Raw genomic sequence first — 15,623 nt, 5'->3', positions numbered from 1 at the left:
TTACAGCGGTCGTCAGCGCTATCACTCACGAAATTCACTGCTGTTTCCCACGAATTCAAACACATCGCTCTGACCAGCCTGTTTTGCAGATGCCGTCTAAGCTCTGAAGGTGGTTTTGACCCTGGTTTCACGGAGGATTGAATATGCTGCTGTTGTGGATACTGGTTCTGGTGGTCGGGATTGCCTGGCTGGCCCACCGCCGCATCGCGCCCCTGCCCGCCCTGAGTATCGTGGCTGTTTACCTGCTGGCGATGGGTGCCTTCAGCCATCATCGAGGCTGGCTGCTGCTGATTTTCTGGATCGTGCTGGCCGTCGTGGCGGCTCCGCTGCTGCTGCCCGAGCTGCGACGCAAATACTTCAGCGCCCCACTGTTCAACTGGTTTCAGAAAGCCCTGCCACCGATGTCGCAAACCGAGCGCGACGCCATCGATGCCGGCACCGTCTGGTGGGATGGCGAGCTGTTCAGCGGTCGGCCGGACTGGAACAAACTGCTGTCCTATCCCAAGGCGCAGTTGAGCGAAGAAGAACAGGCGTTCATCGACGGCCCGACCGAAGAGCTCTGCGCCATGGTCAGCGACTGGCAGATCGGCCAGACGATGGACCTGCCCGCCGAGGCCTGGGCGCACATCAAACAGAATGGCTTTTTTGCCCTGATCATTCCCAAGGAATTCGGTGGCAAGGGCTTTTCCGCCTACGCCCACTCGCAAGTGGCAATGAAACTGGCCACCCGCAGCGGCGACCTGGCATCAACGGTGATGGTGCCCAACTCCCTCGGCCCGGCCGAACTGTTGCTGCATTACGGTACCGATGAACAACGCAACCATTACCTGCCACGCCTGGCGTGTGGCGACGAGATCCCGTGTTTCGCGCTGACCGGCCCGCTCGCCGGCTCCGATGCGGGCGCCATGCCCGACACCGGGGTGATCTGCAAAGGTGAATGGGAAGGTCAGGAAACCCTGGGGCTTCGGCTGAACTGGGAAAAGCGCTACATCACCCTGGGCCCGGTTGCCACCCTGCTCGGTCTGGCGTTCAAGGCCTATGACCCGGACCATCTGCTGGGGGACGAGGAAGACCTTGGCATCAGCCTCGCGTTGATCCCTACCGACACGGCCGGGGTCGACATCGGCCGGCGCCACCTGCCCCTCGGTGCCGCGTTCATGAACGGCCCGAACTCTGGCAAGGACGTATTCGTACCGTTGGAATTCCTCATCGGCGGCCAGGAAATGCTCGGCAAAGGCTGGATGATGCTGATGAATTGCCTGTCGGTCGGGCGTTCGATTTCGCTGCCGGCAGTCGGCACCGGTGCGGCCAAGTTCACCAGTCTGGTGACCGGCCAATATGCTCAGGTTCGCGAGCAATTCAACGTACCGCTGTCCGCCTTCGAAGGGATTCAGGAAGCCATGGCGCGTATCGGTGGCAATGCCTGGATGATGGACGCCGCGCGGATGCTCACCGCCAACGCGGTGGATCTTGGCGAGAAGCCTTCGGTGCTTTCGGCGATTCTCAAGTATCACCTCACCGAACGTGGTCGCGAATGCATCAGCCAAGCCATGGATGTGCATGGCGGCAAGGCGATCATCATGGGCCCCAACAACTACCTCGGGCGCAGCTGGCAAGGTGCGCCGATCTTCATCACGGTGGAAGGCGCTAACATCCTTTCGCGTAACCTGATGATCTTTGGTCAAGGCGCGATCCGCTGCCATCCGTTTGTACTCAAGGAAATGGCCCTCGCCGACCGCGAAGACAAAGACCAGGCCTTGAAAGAATTCGATGGCCTGCTGCTCAAGCACATCGGTTTCGCGGTGAGCAACGCTGCCAGCACCCTGGTGCTGAACCTCGGCCTGGGGCATTTCGAACACACCCCAGGGGACAAACTCAGCCAAGGCTACTTCCGCGCCCTCAACCGTCAGGCAGCGGCATTCGCCCTGCTCGCTGACCTGAGCATGATGTTGCTGGGTGGTGAATTGAAACGTCGCGAACGCCTGTCGGCCCGACTCGGCGATGTACTGAGCAACCTGTACCTGGCCTCCGCCGCCCTCAAGCGCTACCACGACCTCGATTCGCCGGAGCACATGACGCCGCTGTTCACCTGGGCCATGGAAGAGAGTCTCGGCCAGTCGGAACGGGCGCTGGATGAACTACTGAGCAACTTCCCGAGCAAGGTGCTGGGTTGCCTGTTGCGGGTGATCGTGTTCCCGTTCGGTCGTCGTCACAAAGGACCGTCGGACAAACTCGGCGCCGAGGTGGCTGCGGTGATTGGCCGGGCCAAAGGCGACCCGACGCTCGAAGAGTTGCTGGGTGGTTGCTACCGCCCACAATCGATCGAGGACCCGGTCGGTGCCCTGCAACATGCCTGCGACCTGCTGAGTGCAACACAACCGCTACAGAAAAAAATGCACATTGCGCTCAAGAGCGGGCAGTTCAAACCCGCCGCCGGGGAGCACGTCATCGACGCCGCCCTGGAGGCCGGTGTGCTGCAAGCGGCAGAAGCACAGAGCCTGCGCGAAGCCGAAGCTGCGCGGCGCAAAGTGATCGACGTCGATGACTTTTCCAAGGAGCAGCTTGAACTGGCTGCAGGCAAGACCCGCTGACGCGGCTGCTCGTCCAGCGGGTCAATGATGAAAAGCGGGCGCGGGAGTTATATACTCCGGCGCCCGTTTTGCTTTAGTTCTAGAGGACTCCCGTTATGCTCGACCAAATTCTCGTCCAGCTCGACCTCCTGCGCAGTATCCTGGTCGCTGTCGGTGAAGCCGAGCAGGTTCCAGACGAAAGCCATGCCTTGTTTCTGGAGCGCTTCGACGAACTGCGTGCGTCGCTGCCAATCGATCCGATCGAAAGCCAATACCTGGGTCAGGACATTCTTTGTCAGGTCATCGCCCGTTATCCGCAAATTGCCCACCTGGTTCCGCGCGACCTGCTGTGGTACTTCGCTGGCGACTGCCTGCATTACATGCCTGATGATGAAATCGACCTGTATCAGGCACTGGAAGAACGTCGTTACGAAGCCGAACAGAACGACGAACCGTTCGACTGGAACCAGGAAAAACAACTGCTGGCCCTGTCGAACCAGGACAGCAAGCACTGATCCACAATCAGAATTGCAGAGGCCCGCACGGTTAACCGTGCGGGCCTTTTTTATGGCTGAGTGATGAAGAGTCTGGACAACCGCTATCGCGAGCAGGCTCGCTCCCACATTTGATTTGTGTACGACGCAGAGCCAGTGTGGGAGCGAGCCTGCTCGCGATAGCGTCCATCAGAGCAACCCATCACTCTCCGGCAACTCATACTGCGCCGCGACTTTTCCCGAACCACTCAACTTGCCCGGTTTGCTCAGCGTCGGCTCTTTCTCCAGACACTCCACCAGGTAATCGATAAACACTCGAAGCTTGGGCGGTAAATAGCGTGTCGGTGAATGCAGTAACCAGGCGCCGCCATGATAGGACGCGAGAAAAGTCCAGTCCGGCAGTACTTGAACGATCAACCCTTGTTCAAGCGCATAACGCGCCGTGAAGTACGGCAAGCTGCCAATCCCGATGTGCTGCAATACGGCCCCCAGTCGCACGCCGGTGTGATTGGCGGCGTACCGGCCGCGGACACCAACGGTCACTGATTTGGAGCCTTTCTTGAATTTCCAGCGTGCATCACTCGGTGTTTCGCCCAGATAGATACAGCTGTGATTCAGCAAGTCATGGGGATGAGTCGGGGTGCCGTGCTCTGCCAGGTATTGCGGTGTCGCACACAGCATGTGGTCGATCGTCAGTAGTTGGCGACCCACCAGCCCCACCGGCGGGCGGTCAGTAATGCGGATCGCCAGGTCGACATGATCATCGATCAAATCGACCTGGCGATCCTCCAGCAACAGCGTCACATCGACCTTGGGATAACGGCGCAGAAACTCCGGCATATGCGGATGGATCACAAGTCGCCCTACCGCCTTCGGCACGCTGACCCGCACCAGCCCTTCGGCCTCCTGAGTGAACTGCCCACTGATTTCCATCACCGAACGGGCGGCGCTGACCATCTCCTGGCAGCGCTTGAACACCTCTTCGCCACCATCACTCAAGCGCAGCTTGCGGGTGGTGCGTTGCAACAGCCGTGTGGCCAGGGCCTTTTCCAGGCGCGAGATGCTGCGGCTAACCGCTGACGGCGACGAACCCAGCTGTCGTGCTGCCTCCGAGAAGCTGCCGGTCTCAACCACCTTGACGAAAATCGCCATTTCACCCAACAGTAGTGGTGGAAGATTTATGCTCACAGCGCAACAGTCCTTTGATGTTTGAACGGATTATCACGCAATAGCAGCCTTCATATAATCAAAACATCAATTTCAATAGGGAATGAAATATGACGCTTCGCCTCTTTTTCCATAGTGATGACCTCAAGGCCAATGTGGAAGTCCTGGATTGCACGCCCAACGAGAACGAATTCGCTGTGGTACTGCGCGCCACATTGTTTCACCCCCAGGGTGGTGGCCAGCCTTGTGATACCGGCTGGATCGGCGAAAGCCGGGTGCTGCGGGTATTTCAGGAACCGGAGCGGATCGTGCACTACGTCGACCAACCGGTAAAACTGGGGATGACCTCGATCAAGGTCGACGAACAACGCCGTCAACTTAATACCCGCCTGCATTCGGCCGGCCATTTGATCGGGCACTTCCTCGAAACCAAAGGCTGGACACCGATCAAGGCCCATCATTGGCCGGGCGAAGGCAAGGTCACCTTCACACCCGGTGAAATGCCCCAGGCACTGGAAGCCGAAACGATCCAGCAAGCCCTCGCCCAGTGGATCGCCAACGATCTGCCACGCCTGACTTCGCTGCGCGAAGGTTCGCGTGAAATCGGTTTCGGTGAACTGCCCGCCTACGGCTGCGGCGGTACCCATGTAAGGCGCCTACAGGAATTAGGCACAGTCACTATCGCAGCCCTTTCGCAGAAGAAGGGCACGCTTTCGGTCCGCTACGAGGTGGGCTGAATCATTCGGCGATGCTGCGCCCACTGCGCGACATCGCCTGATGCCAGGAGCCTGCACTCGCAGGCCCTATGACTCTCTATGGATGGACCTAAGACATGAAAAAAACCACCTCGCACTCTCCAGAATCACCAGACGCTTCACCAACCGACACCGTCGATCTATCCACGCTTTCCAAAAGCGCTGCACGCCTCGTCAGCGCACGTCTACGTAATCCAGACCGCCCCGACCCAATCAGCCACGTCTTCACCATCGTCCCGAATGTCGATACCGAATCTCTGCTCTGTCATGCCAGTGAAACCCTCGCCTCCCTGAACGTCATGACCACCGATCTTGCCGGCGAACTGGAAGGCTCGCGCCGCAACGTAGCGTTGGCCATTCAGCAACTGGCGGTGCTGGGCGAGTTGTTGATCAATCGAGCGCTAGACAATCTGGACTTACCCGAAGGCGTGCTTGAAGTTCCATTAACCAAATAACGCTAAGTGAGTCTGGCGCTTAGCGAGGGCGTTTACAGTGAATTATCGCGGGTGTTGGTGACGTCATTGCGCGACGGTTGTGATTTGCTGGACGTCGTTGGGCGACGATTGCAGGTACAGGCTTCGATGTAAAAAACGGGCGATCTTATTCGGATCGCCCGTTTTTTTTAATGTACCGACTGAATGGAACTTATGATCGCTCCCACGCGCTGGTCTGCACCCCAAAGCCCCCAGGCAAAACTCGGCCTTGAGCGACTAATCCGTCGCTCAAGGCCCAGACTGCCCGGCGCTGGCTACTTCAGATTGCCGCTGAGGAACTGCTGCAAACGCTCGCTCTTCGGAGAGCCCAGCACGTCTTCAGGCGCGCCCTCTTCCTCAACTCGCCCCTGATGCAGAAACAGCACCTGATTCGAGACTTTGCGAGCGAAGCTCATTTCATGGGTCACCATGATCATGGTCCGGCCTTCTTCGGCCAGGCCCTGGATCACCTTGAGCACTTCGCCCACCAGTTCCGGGTCCAGCGCCGAGGTCGGTTCGTCGAACAGCATGACTTCCGGCTCCATCGCCAACGCGCGAGCAATCGCGACGCGCTGTTGCTGACCGCCCGACAGGAACGCCGGGTATTGATCCGCCACACGGGCCGGCAGGCCGACCTTGTCCAGATAACGTCGGGCGCGGTCTTCCGCGTCCTTCTTGCTGACACCCAGCACCCGGCGCGGGGCCATGGTGATGTTTTCCAGCACCGTCATGTGGCCCCACAGGTTGAAGTGCTGGAACACCATCGCCAGGCGAGTGCGCAGTCGTTGCAGTTCGGCATCGTCGGCCACGCGCATGCCGTGGTGGTCCTTGACCATGCGAATCTGCTTGCCGTCCAGGCTCATGGCGCCGTCGTTGGGTGTTTCGAGAAAGTTGATGCAGCGCAAAAAGGTGCTCTTGCCCGAGCCGCTGGCGCCGATCAGGCTGATCACATCACCGGTTTTGGCTTTCAGGGAAACGCCCTTGAGCACTTGGTGGCTACCGTAACTCTTGTGTAGTTCTTCAACAGTCAATTTGTACATGTGCGCAAGCATCCTCTAAAGGAAAATGGGTCGCCGCTGCGTAGACGTCGCAACCGGCGACAAAGCCCGCGGCCTGATGGGCGGCCGTCTGGAGTGCTAAGTCCTAGTGAGCCGGGCCAAGAAAGGCCAGCCAATGACGTTCGGCGATACGGAACAGACCGACCAGCGCAAAGGTGACGGTCAGGTAGATCAGCGCGGTGATGCCGAACGATTGAAAGGTCAAAAAGGTCGCCGAGTTGGCATCCCGCGCCACTTTCAAAATGTCCGGGACGGTGGCGGTGAAGGCCACGGTGGTCGAGTGCAGCATCAGGATCACTTCGTTGCTGTAGTACGGCAACGAGCGACGCAGCGCCGACGGCATGATCACGTAGGCATAAAGCTTCCAGCCTGTCAGCCCGTAGGCCTTGGCCGCTTCGACTTCGCCGTGGGCCATGTTGCGAATCGCCCCGGCGAAAATCTCCGTGGTGTAGGCGCAGGTGTTCAGGGCAAAGGCGAGGATGGTGCAGTTCATCGCATCGCGAAAGAACGCATCGAGCACCGGCTGCGCGCGGACCGCGGCCAGGCTGTAGATCCCGGTGTAGCAGATCAGCAACTGGATATACAGCGGCGTGCCACGGAACAGGTAGGTGTAGAACTGCACCGGCCAGCGCACGTAGAGCTTGTTGGAAACCCGGGCAATCGACAGTGGAATCGACACCAGAAAACCGATGAAAATCGAGGCGCTGAGCAGCCACAGAGTCATGGCCAGGCCAGTGATGTGGTAGCCGTCGGTGTAAAGGAACGGTTTCCAGTAGTCCTGCAGTAGTTCGATCATCGTACAGCCTCCCGGGAACCTGCCGCGTAATGCCGTTCGAGCCAGCGCAGGACATAATTCGAAGCGCTGGTAATCACCAGGTAGATCAGCGCTGCCAACACCAGAAAAAAGAACAGTTGATAGGAGCTTTTGCCGGCGTCCTGCGCGGCCTTTACCAGGTCCGCCAGGCCGATGATCGACACCAGCGCGGTGGCCTTGAGGATCACCATCCAGTTGTTACCGATGCCCGGCAGCGCGAAGCGCATCATTTGCGGGAACACCACGAAGCGAAAGCGCTGAGCACGGCTCAAGCCGTAGGCCGTGGCTGCTTCCATCTGCCCGCGGGGCACAGCGAGGATCGCGCCGCGAAAGGTTTCAGTGAAGTACGCGCCGTAGATAAAGCCCAGGGTGATGATCCCTGCGGCAAACGGATTGATCTCGATGTATTCCCAGCCCAGCACCTCGGTGAAACTGGTCAGCCAGGTTTGCAGGCTGTAGAAAATCAGCAGCATCAGCACCAGGTCCGGCACCCCGCGAATCAGCGTGGTGTAGAGCTGGGCCGGAATCCGCAACAGTTTGATACTGGAGAGTTTGGCACTGGCGCCGAGCAGGCCGAGCAGAACGCTCAACAACAGCGATAGTATCGATAACTTGACGGTCATCCAGGAGCCTTCCAGCAACAGAGGGCCGAACCCCTTCAAGCTGAATGCGGAGAGCCCGAGTGTCTGCAAAAGTGCTTCGAACATAATTCAGGGACCTATAGCCATAAAAAAGCGCCCATCCTGAAGACGGGCGCCGGGGCGTTACTTGCCGCTGTACAGATTCATATCACCGAAGTGTTTCTTCTGGATCGAGTCATAGGTGCCGTCATCGTGTACCGCCTTGAGGCCTTTATCGATGAGTGCCTTGAGTTCTGTGTTGCCTTTGGCGATACCCACCGCCGTTTTGGCTGGCAGCAGAGGATCGTCGATCGGCTTGCTGACATCGTAGTCGGCGCCTTGTGGCGACTTCAGGAAGCCCAGTTTGGCTTGCAGCATGTCCTGCACCGAAGCGTCGAGGCGACCGGAGGTCAGGTCAGCATAGACCTGGTCCTGGTTGGCGTAGGCCTTGGTCTCTACCCCGGCCTTGTCCAGTACGGCCTTGGCGTAGGCTTCCTGGATGGTGCCTTGCTCGTAGCCGACCTTTTTGCCCTTGAGCGAGGCCACGTCAGAAACGCCGGAGCCTTTCTTGAAGACCAGAGCGGTCGGGCCGGAGAACAGCTCACTGGAGAAGTCGATGACTTTCTCACGGGCTGGAGTCACGGTCATGGAGGAGATCACGCCGTCGAACTTATTAGCCTTCAGGCCTGGAATCGTACCGTCGAAATCGCTTTCGACCCATTTGCACTTGACCTTCAGCTCGGCGCAGATCGCGTTGCCCAGATCGATATCAAACCCGGTAAGGCTGCCGTCAGCCGCTTTGGACTCGAACGGTGCATAAGAAGGATCAACGCCAAAACGCAGCTCTTTGTACTCTTTGGCCATGGCTGCGCCTGCGGCCATGCACAAGGTCAACGCAGAAAGGGTCAGCAATGTTCTTTTCATTATTATCAATTCCTAAAACCACTATGGGCGCCTGCGGCGCATGGGTGCCGTTACTGGAATGCGTGCGACGCTGTGTATCTGAACCAAAACCCCAAGCAAGTGCTTTAAAGCAGCCCTGTGCGTCAACACCTCCTGGCGACTCCCACGCACATACACTTACTTGTACGTACAAGCATATGCAATCAACCAGCCAACTCGCTGAACAGCGGCTGAAGAAACCCTTTAAAGCAGGAGAAAGGCCTCTGGAACGGGGCTTCAGGACTGACAGGAAAATTTTCGAGGATTGCCGCACCGTGTGCGCGACTGTTACCTGAACCGCGCTTTGCGTCGTATTGATGCATCCGGTAACAATTTTTGAGGGCGCATTGCGTGTGGAAATACCCCGAAACAGGACGGCCTCGCGGGTTGAGTGCGAGATTCGAAACCTGCGAAGAAGGATGACAACCGATCAACACCTGCCATCCCCCCCGCATTGAAAGTTTTCTTTTAAATCATGGCGTTTTGCTTCGACTGAACTACCTTCAAACAAGGAGTCAGTAGTAACGGTTTGAGTTGTCCACGTTTTGTTCAGCGATCAGATAGCGGATTGGCACAAGGAGTTACCTCACTATGATCCTGGCTGGCGTTTTCCTGCTTTCCATTCTGATTGCGGGCTACTTTTTGGGGGAGTCAGGTCGGCAGACAGTGCTCTTTATAGGCGCTGCCGGGCCTGTACGTCGTGCTCCGCTCGACAGCCTGTCCAGGCCGGACAAGGTTGTTGACAGAATATCCTCGCGAGCCCTGGGCCCAGAAAACAGTTTGAGTGAAGGCAATTTGCGGGTCAGTCAGCCCCGCGTCTTGCCCCCGCTTGTGCGCAGTACCAAGGAATATTGCCGGGACCATTAGTGGTCTGGCGAGGTGGAGGGCCGGCCCGGGCCCCTTGAAATGATCCGAGGCAACCCAGTTAGACCACAGATGGCCTATTCAGCGAGGATGCACTTAATGAGCTATCGTACCGTGCCCGCTTTCAAGAGAATCATTCATGGCCTGTTATGGATGGGTCTTGGCATAGACGCGGCTCAGGCTGCGGCGAACAATTGCTCGCAATTGGCAAATTTGCCCCCCGTGTTCGAGGTCGGTCAGGGGCTTCAGGATGAGCTGCGCATGCCCGTCCCGATCAAGCAACTGGCAGTGGGCGACCCGAAAGTTGCCGACGTGCAAACCAGCGGCAGCAACTCCTTCATCCTCACGGGTATAACTCCGGGCGCCACCAGCCTGATGGTCTGGACCGCCTGCTCGCCCACGCCGCGCCAAAGCATGGTGTTCGTCAAGGGCAAGGCCACCGCCGCGCTGACCAGCGTGTCGACGGTGCCTTCCGAAGACCCGCTGCTGCCGAGCCAGGTGCAGACCGATATTCGCTTCGTTGAAGTCAGCCGCACCAAATTGAAAGAAGCCAGCACGTCGATCTTCGGCAAAAGCGGCAATTTTCTGTTCGGCTCGCCTGGCACAGTGCCCGGGGTGACTGTGACACCCGGCAACATTGGTGGTCTGAAGCCAAACATCCCGCTCAATAACGGCACTTTCAATATCGGCTTTGGGGGCGGCAATGTGCTGGGGATGATCAATGCGCTGGAAGGCAGTGGCTTTGCCTACACCCTGGCGCGGCCGAGCCTTGTGGCCCTTAGCGGACAGAGTGCGAGCTTCCTGGCCGGTGGTGAAGTGCCGATTCCGGTGCCCAGTTCAGGCAGCGACAACATCTCTATCGAGTACAAGGAGTTCGGTGTCCGCCTGACCCTGACCCCAACCATCGTCGGGAAAAATCGCATTGCCCTGAAGGTGGCACCCGAGGTCAGCGAGCTGGATTTCACCAACGCCATACAGATCGCCGGCACCGTGGTCCCGGCATTTACCGTGCGCCGTACCGACACCAGCATTTCCCTGGCCGATGGCGAAAGCTTCGTCATCAGCGGCCTGATCAGCACCAACAACAGCTCCCAGGTGAACAAGTTTCCGGGGCTGGGCGATATCCCGATTCTCGGCGCGTTCTTCCGCAATAACACCATCAACCGTGAAGAGCGCGAACTGCTGATGATCGTCACCCCGCACCTGGTTCAACCGCTGGCAGCCAATGCACAACTGCCGTCATTGCCTGGCGAGCAACTGCGCAATTACGACCCGAACTTCTACCGCATGTACTTCCTCGACAGCGGCGACTTCGACAGTCGCATGGGGCTCTCGCAATGAGCCCGAGCCTGGTTCAACGTGTTGTAGCCAGAGGACACTCAATGAAAGCGGTCATAGCAATCGCGGCGACAGTGATGCTCGCAGGCTGTGCCACAAATGGCCTGTCTTCGCGACCGAGTAGCTGTGCGAGTCCCGATTCGGATCAACAGTTGTCCCTGAATCTGGCGGATGACATGGCCAACGATGGCCGTTTCTATGCCAGCCTGGCGAATCTGGAGGGGCTGCCTGAAGATCTGCCGCAAGTTCGCCTGCGCAAGGCTCGAGTACTGCGCCTGCTGGGTCGTAACGAGGCCGGGCCGTTGTATCAGAGCCTGCTTGGCACCTGCCTGGCCGCTGAAGGCGAGCATGGCCTGGGTCAGTTGGCCGTGGCCAAAAATGATAATGCGGCCGCCGCGGATCACCTCGAGCGTGCAATGAGGATGGCCCCCACCGACGATAAAATCCGCAATGACCTGGGGGTCGTCTACCTCAATCAGCGACGTATTAACGAAGCACGCTTCCAGTTTCTGACCGCCATGGAGCTCAAGCAGTCAGATTCACTGGCGGCACTCAATTTGGTGACGCTGCTGATCTATCAGGACAACTGGAAGCAGGCTGCCGAACTCGCGAACCGCGCCAGTCTGAGTCCAAAGCAAGTCGCAGACGCTCAAGCTCGCGCGGAAAAACTCAAGGCCCCAGCTAAAAAAGTGGTGGCTGTCGAGGGGAGTCGCACGGCAGAGGTGGTCGATGCCTCACCCGGTGCGATCAAGTAGAAAACACGAGGAGTCGAGATGAATACCAAGAGGCTGTTGATAGTGTCCATGGCTTGCCTGTCCACGACCGCCTGGGCGATTGAGCCGGGCCCCTCTTCGGTGCCGCAACAAGGCACGGAACAATGGTTGCAACTACAGATTCGCGGCGTGGTTGCTTCCCCTAAACTGCAGACCGTTTCGTCCACCGAACGTGACCTGGCCATGCAGCGCTGGCTGGATAGCTTCACGTACAAGATTCCCGAACGTTACGAGCAAAAGGCATCGGGAAGCATGAGCAGCAAATGAGGCACGTCAGTGGGCGATCAGCCTCTGGCGTAGCCCAGAGACTGCAAACGCCCCCCGCGCCTCTCATAGTCCCCCGAATGCCTTGAGCACCCCGATCATCGCCGGCCCGATGGCGACCAGAAAGAAGCTCGGCCACAGACAGAAAATCAGTGGAAATATCAGCTTGGTACCGATTTTCGCCCCCATCTCTTCGGCGGCCTGCGTACGCCGGTCACGGAACTCATCGGCATAGATGCGCAGGGTATCGGCCACGCTGGTGCCAAAGCGGATACTTTGCGCCAATAGACTGACCAACCCTTGCACGTCTTCCAGACCGGTGCGCACAGCCAATTGTTTTAGCGCCTCGGTGCTGGTAATGCCGGCACGGATTTGCGCATTGACCAACGCCAGTTCCTCAGCCAGCTCAATCTGACTGACCGCCATCTCCTCAGCCACCCGCTCGATGGTCGTGGGCAAGGCCAGACCCGACTCAACGCAGACCACCATCAGATCCAAGGCATCTGGAAACGCCGCACGCAGCCGCGCCTGGCGCATCTGCTTGCGCTTATCGACATACATCGCAGGAAGCAACCATCCGACCCCGGCCACCATCATCATCAGCAGCAGGCCCATGATCAGGGAAAGCCCGGGAATCAAGGGCAAAACCAGCAGCGCAAGGCCGACCAATACCAGCGGCAACAACAAGCGCACCGCCCAGTACATCTGCACCGCCGAAGATGAGCGATAACCCGCGTGCATCAACAGGAGCCGGGTTGCGGACGTCTGAGCCGCGTCGGCTGAGCCAAAACGCTGGCCGACCCGCTCCAGCAGCAGCTGCAGATTACCCGGTGCGTCCGGCCCCGCTGCACTCCCGAAATGACCACGCTTGATCAGCGCAAGGCGACGCTGCATCGGATCCTGAAGACCCAACACCAGTAACGTCACCGTGACTGCCGCAAGCACCGCACTCAACCCTATTGCACTGACGAATAACAGGCGCGCCAGCGCCTCATTACCCGTTACTCGACTGAACAGCCCGAGCAAATAGTCCATGACCTGCACCTCCGCGTGACGAAAACCGCTTACACCTGAATCCGGATGATTTTGCGTATCCAGACAATCCCGACCAACATGGCGCAGAAAGCCCCGATGATCAGCTTATGGCCGATCGGATCATTGATCAGCACAGGCAGGTAGCTGGGGGTTGTAACCAGGATCACCGCCGCCAGCACGAACGGAATGGCCACCAGCACCCAGGCCGACATTCGTCCTTCGGCCGACAAGGTCTTGACCTTGCGCTGGAAGCGGAAGCGCCCCCGGATCAACCGACTCAAACGCTCCAGTACCTCGGTCAGGTTGCCGCCAGTCTCACGATGGATGAGGATTGACGTCACCAGCATCATCACCGTCATGCTCGGCATCCGCTCCAGCAGGCCGAGCATGGCCCGGCGTACGTCATTGCCATAGTTGATATCGGCAAACGTCAGGCCGAACTCATGAGCCACCGGGCCCTTGTGCTCTTCGGCGACCAGACGCAGGGTTTCATTGAACGGATGCCCGGCGCGCAGGGCCCGGCACATGGCATCCAGCGCATCTGGCAAACCCTCCTCGAACTCAGCAAAGCGTTTGTTGCGGTCACGGAGGATTTTCAGCAGCGGCAGCCAGGCCGCCCCAAAAGCCACCGCCAGCGCCATCCACCAGGGTGACGAAAGCAACAAGACCAGGGTTCCTGCACCAACTCCCATGGCGAGTCCGAGGAACAGTACCCGATAGGCCCGATATTCGTGTCCGGACTGCTCGATCAGTTGTGTCAGATCCGCCATAAACGGCAGTTGCTCAAGCCTGGCCTCCAGTGGCGACAAGCGTGTCAGGTATTTCTGCCGCAGCACGGTCTGCATGTTGGGCAGATTGTTGGCCTTCTCCAGGACATGCAAGCGGCCGCGAATGCGCTTGCGCATCTTGCCCGCCTCGCCGAACACCGGTACCACCACGCCCTGGGCCAGGAGGAAGACGGCGATAAACACCATACCGAGGAAGATCAGAATGAATTCACCGGATATAGGGCTCATGACTGCCGTGCCTCCATCCATTCAGGTCTGAACAGGGTCAGTGGCAACTCGATACCGCGTTTGGCCAACACATCGCGAAAGGACGGGATCATGCCGCTGGGCCGATAATCACCGAGCACTTCGCCATGTTCGCCCATGCCACTGCGCGCAAACGAGAAAATTTCAGTCATGGTGATGATCTCGCCCTCCATGCCGTTGATCTCCTGCACGCTGACCAGACGTCGCTTGCCGTCCTCCTGACGTTCCAGCTGGATCACCACATCTATGGCCGAAGCGATCTGCTGACGCATGGCCTTGATTGGGAAAGTGGCACCGGTCATGGACACCATGTTCTCGATTCGCCCCAATGCATCGCGCGCGGTATTGGCGTGGATCGTGGTCAACGAGCCGTCGTGGCCGGTGTTCATGGCCGTCAGCATGTCCAGTGCCTCGGCACCGCGCACTTCGCCGATCACAATGCGGTCCGGGCGCATACGCAGACTGTTGCGCACCAACTCCCGCTGGCTCACCTCGCCACGTCCCTCAATGTTCGACGGGCGGGTTTCCAGACGCACCACATGGGGTTGTTGCAGTTGCAGTTCGGCCGAGTCTTCGATGGTGACGATCCGCTCGTTTTGCGGAATGAAACTGGACAGCACATTGAGCATGGTGGTCTTGCCGCTGCCGGTGCCGCCAGAGATCAACACATTCAGGCGCCCACGAACAATCGCCTTGAGCAGCAAAGCAATGGCCGGGGTCAAGGTCCCCACCTGGATCAGGCTGTCGGTGTTGAGCAGGTCCACGGCAAAGCGGCGGATCGACATGCTCGGCCCGTCGATGGCCAGCGGCGGGATAATCGCATTGACCCGCGAACCATCCTTGAGCCTGGCGTCCACCAACGGCGAAGACTCGTCAATGCGCCGACCCAGACTGGAAACAATGCGGTCGATGATGTTCAGCAAATGCTGATCATCGCGAAAGCGCACATCGGTCCTCTGCAACTTGCCGAAGCGCTCGACATAGACCGAAGCATAGCCGTTGACCAGAATGTCGGACACGCTGTGATCCGCCAGTAACGGCTCCAGTGGGCCAAGGCCGAGCACCTCGTCGGTGATCTGTTTGATGATCAACTGGCGACTGACCGAACTCACGGGGGCTGAATGCTCATCCAGCAGACGTTGGCAAATCTCGCGAATCTGCCGCGTGGCCTCGGCCTGCTCAAGCGAATCGAGCAAGGACAGGTCCATGACTTTAAGCAATTGCTGATAGATCTTTTCCCGCCACTCAGCCTCCACCGGAGTGACCTGACTTTTGGTCTCGTAAATAACGTCCGGAACGGAACGTTCCCACGCCATCAATTCCTCCGTTGGATCCAGCAGGTCGTCGCCCTGCTGACCAGACAACGATGCGGCGGGTTTTCCGGACTGTTTGCGCAAGCGGTTACGAAAGTCGCTGATCATG

At 58.7% G+C, this 15,623-nt stretch carries 15 protein-coding genes; 7 read left to right on the top strand and 8 right to left on the bottom strand.

The window, feature by feature from the left end:
* Positions 1 to 143: 143 nt before the first annotated feature.
* Positions 144 to 2,591, top strand: a complete 2,448-nt coding sequence (locus NTD87_RS00620; protein ID WP_262111150.1) for an acyl-CoA dehydrogenase — start codon at positions 144 to 146, stop codon at positions 2,589 to 2,591.
* A gap of 95 nt (positions 2,592 to 2,686) precedes the next feature.
* Complete coding sequence (locus tag NTD87_RS00615) at positions 2,687 to 3,085, top strand: PA2817 family protein (RefSeq protein ID WP_262111149.1); 399 nt, start codon at positions 2,687 to 2,689, stop codon at positions 3,083 to 3,085.
* A gap of 168 nt (positions 3,086 to 3,253) precedes the next feature.
* Here NTD87_RS00615 and NTD87_RS00610 read toward each other — a convergent pair whose 3' ends face one another.
* The gene (locus tag NTD87_RS00610; RefSeq protein ID WP_262111148.1) at positions 3,254 to 4,252 is read right to left on the bottom strand and encodes a LysR family transcriptional regulator; all 999 of its coding nucleotides are present in this window, start codon (positions 4,250 to 4,252) and stop codon (positions 3,254 to 3,256) included.
* 89 nt (positions 4,253 to 4,341) lie between these two features.
* Between NTD87_RS00610 and NTD87_RS00605 the strand changes: the two genes are divergently transcribed.
* Positions 4,342 to 4,968, top strand: coding sequence for an alanyl-tRNA editing protein (locus NTD87_RS00605; protein WP_262111147.1), 627 nt, complete (start codon positions 4,342 to 4,344; stop codon positions 4,966 to 4,968).
* 95 nt (positions 4,969 to 5,063) lie between these two features.
* Positions 5,064 to 5,441, top strand: coding sequence for a DUF6124 family protein (locus tag NTD87_RS00600; protein WP_262111145.1), 378 nt, complete (start codon positions 5,064 to 5,066; stop codon positions 5,439 to 5,441).
* Positions 5,442 to 5,734: 293 nt separating this feature from the next.
* Here NTD87_RS00600 and NTD87_RS00595 read toward each other — a convergent pair whose 3' ends face one another.
* The 4 genes from NTD87_RS00595 to NTD87_RS00580 form a co-directional block, all read right to left on the bottom strand.
* Positions 5,735 to 6,499 carry an ABC transporter ATP-binding protein gene (locus NTD87_RS00595; RefSeq protein WP_262111143.1) on the bottom strand — a complete coding sequence of 255 codons (765 nt, stop codon included), beginning with the start codon at positions 6,497 to 6,499 and terminating at the stop codon, positions 5,735 to 5,737.
* A 103-nt stretch (positions 6,500 to 6,602) separates the two neighbouring features.
* Entirely contained in the window at positions 6,603 to 7,313 is a 711-nt protein-coding gene (locus NTD87_RS00590; protein ID WP_262111141.1) for an ABC transporter permease, read from the bottom strand.
* Positions 7,310 to 8,038 (bottom strand): ABC transporter permease, encoded by a 729-nt coding sequence (locus tag NTD87_RS00585; RefSeq protein ID WP_262111139.1) that lies wholly within the window; start codon positions 8,036 to 8,038, stop codon positions 7,310 to 7,312. Before NTD87_RS00585 ends, NTD87_RS00590 begins: the two co-directional genes overlap by 4 nt.
* 57 nt (positions 8,039 to 8,095) lie before the next feature.
* Positions 8,096 to 8,875, bottom strand: a complete 780-nt coding sequence (locus NTD87_RS00580) for a transporter substrate-binding domain-containing protein (RefSeq protein WP_262111137.1) — start codon at positions 8,873 to 8,875, stop codon at positions 8,096 to 8,098.
* A 981-nt stretch (positions 8,876 to 9,856) separates the two neighbouring features.
* Here NTD87_RS00580 and NTD87_RS00575 point away from each other — a divergent pair.
* From NTD87_RS00575 to NTD87_RS00565, 3 genes are read left to right on the top strand one after another with little or no spacing between them, the layout of a single operon-like run.
* Positions 9,857 to 11,098, top strand: coding sequence for a type II and III secretion system protein family protein (locus NTD87_RS00575; protein WP_262111136.1), 1,242 nt, complete (start codon positions 9,857 to 9,859; stop codon positions 11,096 to 11,098).
* 41 nt (positions 11,099 to 11,139) lie between these two features.
* Entirely contained in the window at positions 11,140 to 11,850 is a 711-nt protein-coding gene (locus tag NTD87_RS00570) for a tetratricopeptide repeat protein (protein WP_262111135.1), read from the top strand.
* A gap of 18 nt (positions 11,851 to 11,868) precedes the next feature.
* Positions 11,869 to 12,135: a DUF3613 domain-containing protein gene (locus tag NTD87_RS00565; RefSeq protein ID WP_262111134.1), complete on the top strand. Its 267-nt coding sequence runs from the start codon at positions 11,869 to 11,871 to the stop codon at positions 12,133 to 12,135.
* A gap of 63 nt (positions 12,136 to 12,198) precedes the next feature.
* Here the strand turns inward: NTD87_RS00565 and NTD87_RS00560 are convergent, their stop codons facing one another.
* From NTD87_RS00560 to NTD87_RS00550, 3 genes are read right to left on the bottom strand one after another with little or no spacing between them, the layout of a single operon-like run.
* A complete protein-coding gene (locus NTD87_RS00560) occupies positions 12,199 to 13,167 on the bottom strand; it encodes a type II secretion system F family protein (RefSeq protein ID WP_262111133.1) in 969 nt (322 codons plus the stop codon).
* A gap of 29 nt (positions 13,168 to 13,196) precedes the next feature.
* Positions 13,197 to 14,183, bottom strand: a complete 987-nt coding sequence (locus tag NTD87_RS00555; RefSeq protein ID WP_262111132.1) for a type II secretion system F family protein — start codon at positions 14,181 to 14,183, stop codon at positions 13,197 to 13,199.
* A complete protein-coding gene (locus tag NTD87_RS00550) occupies positions 14,180 to 15,622 on the bottom strand; it encodes a CpaF family protein (protein ID WP_262111131.1) in 1,443 nt (480 codons plus the stop codon). Before NTD87_RS00550 ends, NTD87_RS00555 begins: the two co-directional genes overlap by 4 nt.
* Between the last annotated feature and the right edge of the window lies 1 nt (position 15,623).

This window comes from Pseudomonas sp. 6D_7.1_Bac1 (assembly GCF_025465945.1).
In the GTDB taxonomy this organism is placed as follows: Bacteria; Pseudomonadota; Gammaproteobacteria; order Pseudomonadales; family Pseudomonadaceae; genus Aquipseudomonas.
This window is presented reverse-complemented; position numbering and strand designations above follow the sequence as displayed.

What these genes read in the sequence shown, in the direction of transcription:
- NTD87_RS00620 (WP_262111150.1), top strand. Translation starts at nt 144, where the DNA reads ATGCTGCTGTTGTGGATACTGGTTCTGGTGGTCGGGATTGCCTGGCTG.
- NTD87_RS00615 (WP_262111149.1), top strand. Translation starts at nt 2,687, where the DNA reads ATGCTCGACCAAATTCTCGTCCAGCTCGACCTCCTGCGCAGTATCCTG.
- NTD87_RS00605 (WP_262111147.1), top strand. Translation starts at nt 4,342, where the DNA reads ATGACGCTTCGCCTCTTTTTCCATAGTGATGACCTCAAGGCCAATGTG.
- NTD87_RS00600 (WP_262111145.1), top strand. Translation starts at nt 5,064, where the DNA reads ATGAAAAAAACCACCTCGCACTCTCCAGAATCACCAGACGCTTCACCA.
- NTD87_RS00595 (WP_262111143.1), bottom strand. Translation starts at nt 6,499, where the DNA reads ATGTACAAATTGACTGTTGAAGAACTACACAAGAGTTACGGTAGCCAC.
- NTD87_RS00590 (WP_262111141.1), bottom strand. Translation starts at nt 7,313, where the DNA reads ATGATCGAACTACTGCAGGACTACTGGAAACCGTTCCTTTACACCGAC.
- NTD87_RS00585 (WP_262111139.1), bottom strand. Translation starts at nt 8,038, where the DNA reads ATGTTCGAAGCACTTTTGCAGACACTCGGGCTCTCCGCATTCAGCTTG.
- NTD87_RS00580 (WP_262111137.1), bottom strand. Translation starts at nt 8,875, where the DNA reads ATGAAAAGAACATTGCTGACCCTTTCTGCGTTGACCTTGTGCATGGCC.
- NTD87_RS00575 (WP_262111136.1), top strand. Translation starts at nt 9,857, where the DNA reads ATGAGCTATCGTACCGTGCCCGCTTTCAAGAGAATCATTCATGGCCTG.
- NTD87_RS00570 (WP_262111135.1), top strand. Translation starts at nt 11,140, where the DNA reads ATGAAAGCGGTCATAGCAATCGCGGCGACAGTGATGCTCGCAGGCTGT.
- NTD87_RS00565 (WP_262111134.1), top strand. Translation starts at nt 11,869, where the DNA reads ATGAATACCAAGAGGCTGTTGATAGTGTCCATGGCTTGCCTGTCCACG.
- NTD87_RS00560 (WP_262111133.1), bottom strand. Translation starts at nt 13,167, where the DNA reads ATGGACTATTTGCTCGGGCTGTTCAGTCGAGTAACGGGTAATGAGGCG.
- NTD87_RS00555 (WP_262111132.1), bottom strand. Translation starts at nt 14,183, where the DNA reads ATGAGCCCTATATCCGGTGAATTCATTCTGATCTTCCTCGGTATGGTG.
- NTD87_RS00550 (WP_262111131.1), bottom strand. Translation starts at nt 15,622, where the DNA reads ATGATCAGCGACTTTCGTAACCGCTTGCGCAAACAGTCCGGAAAACCC.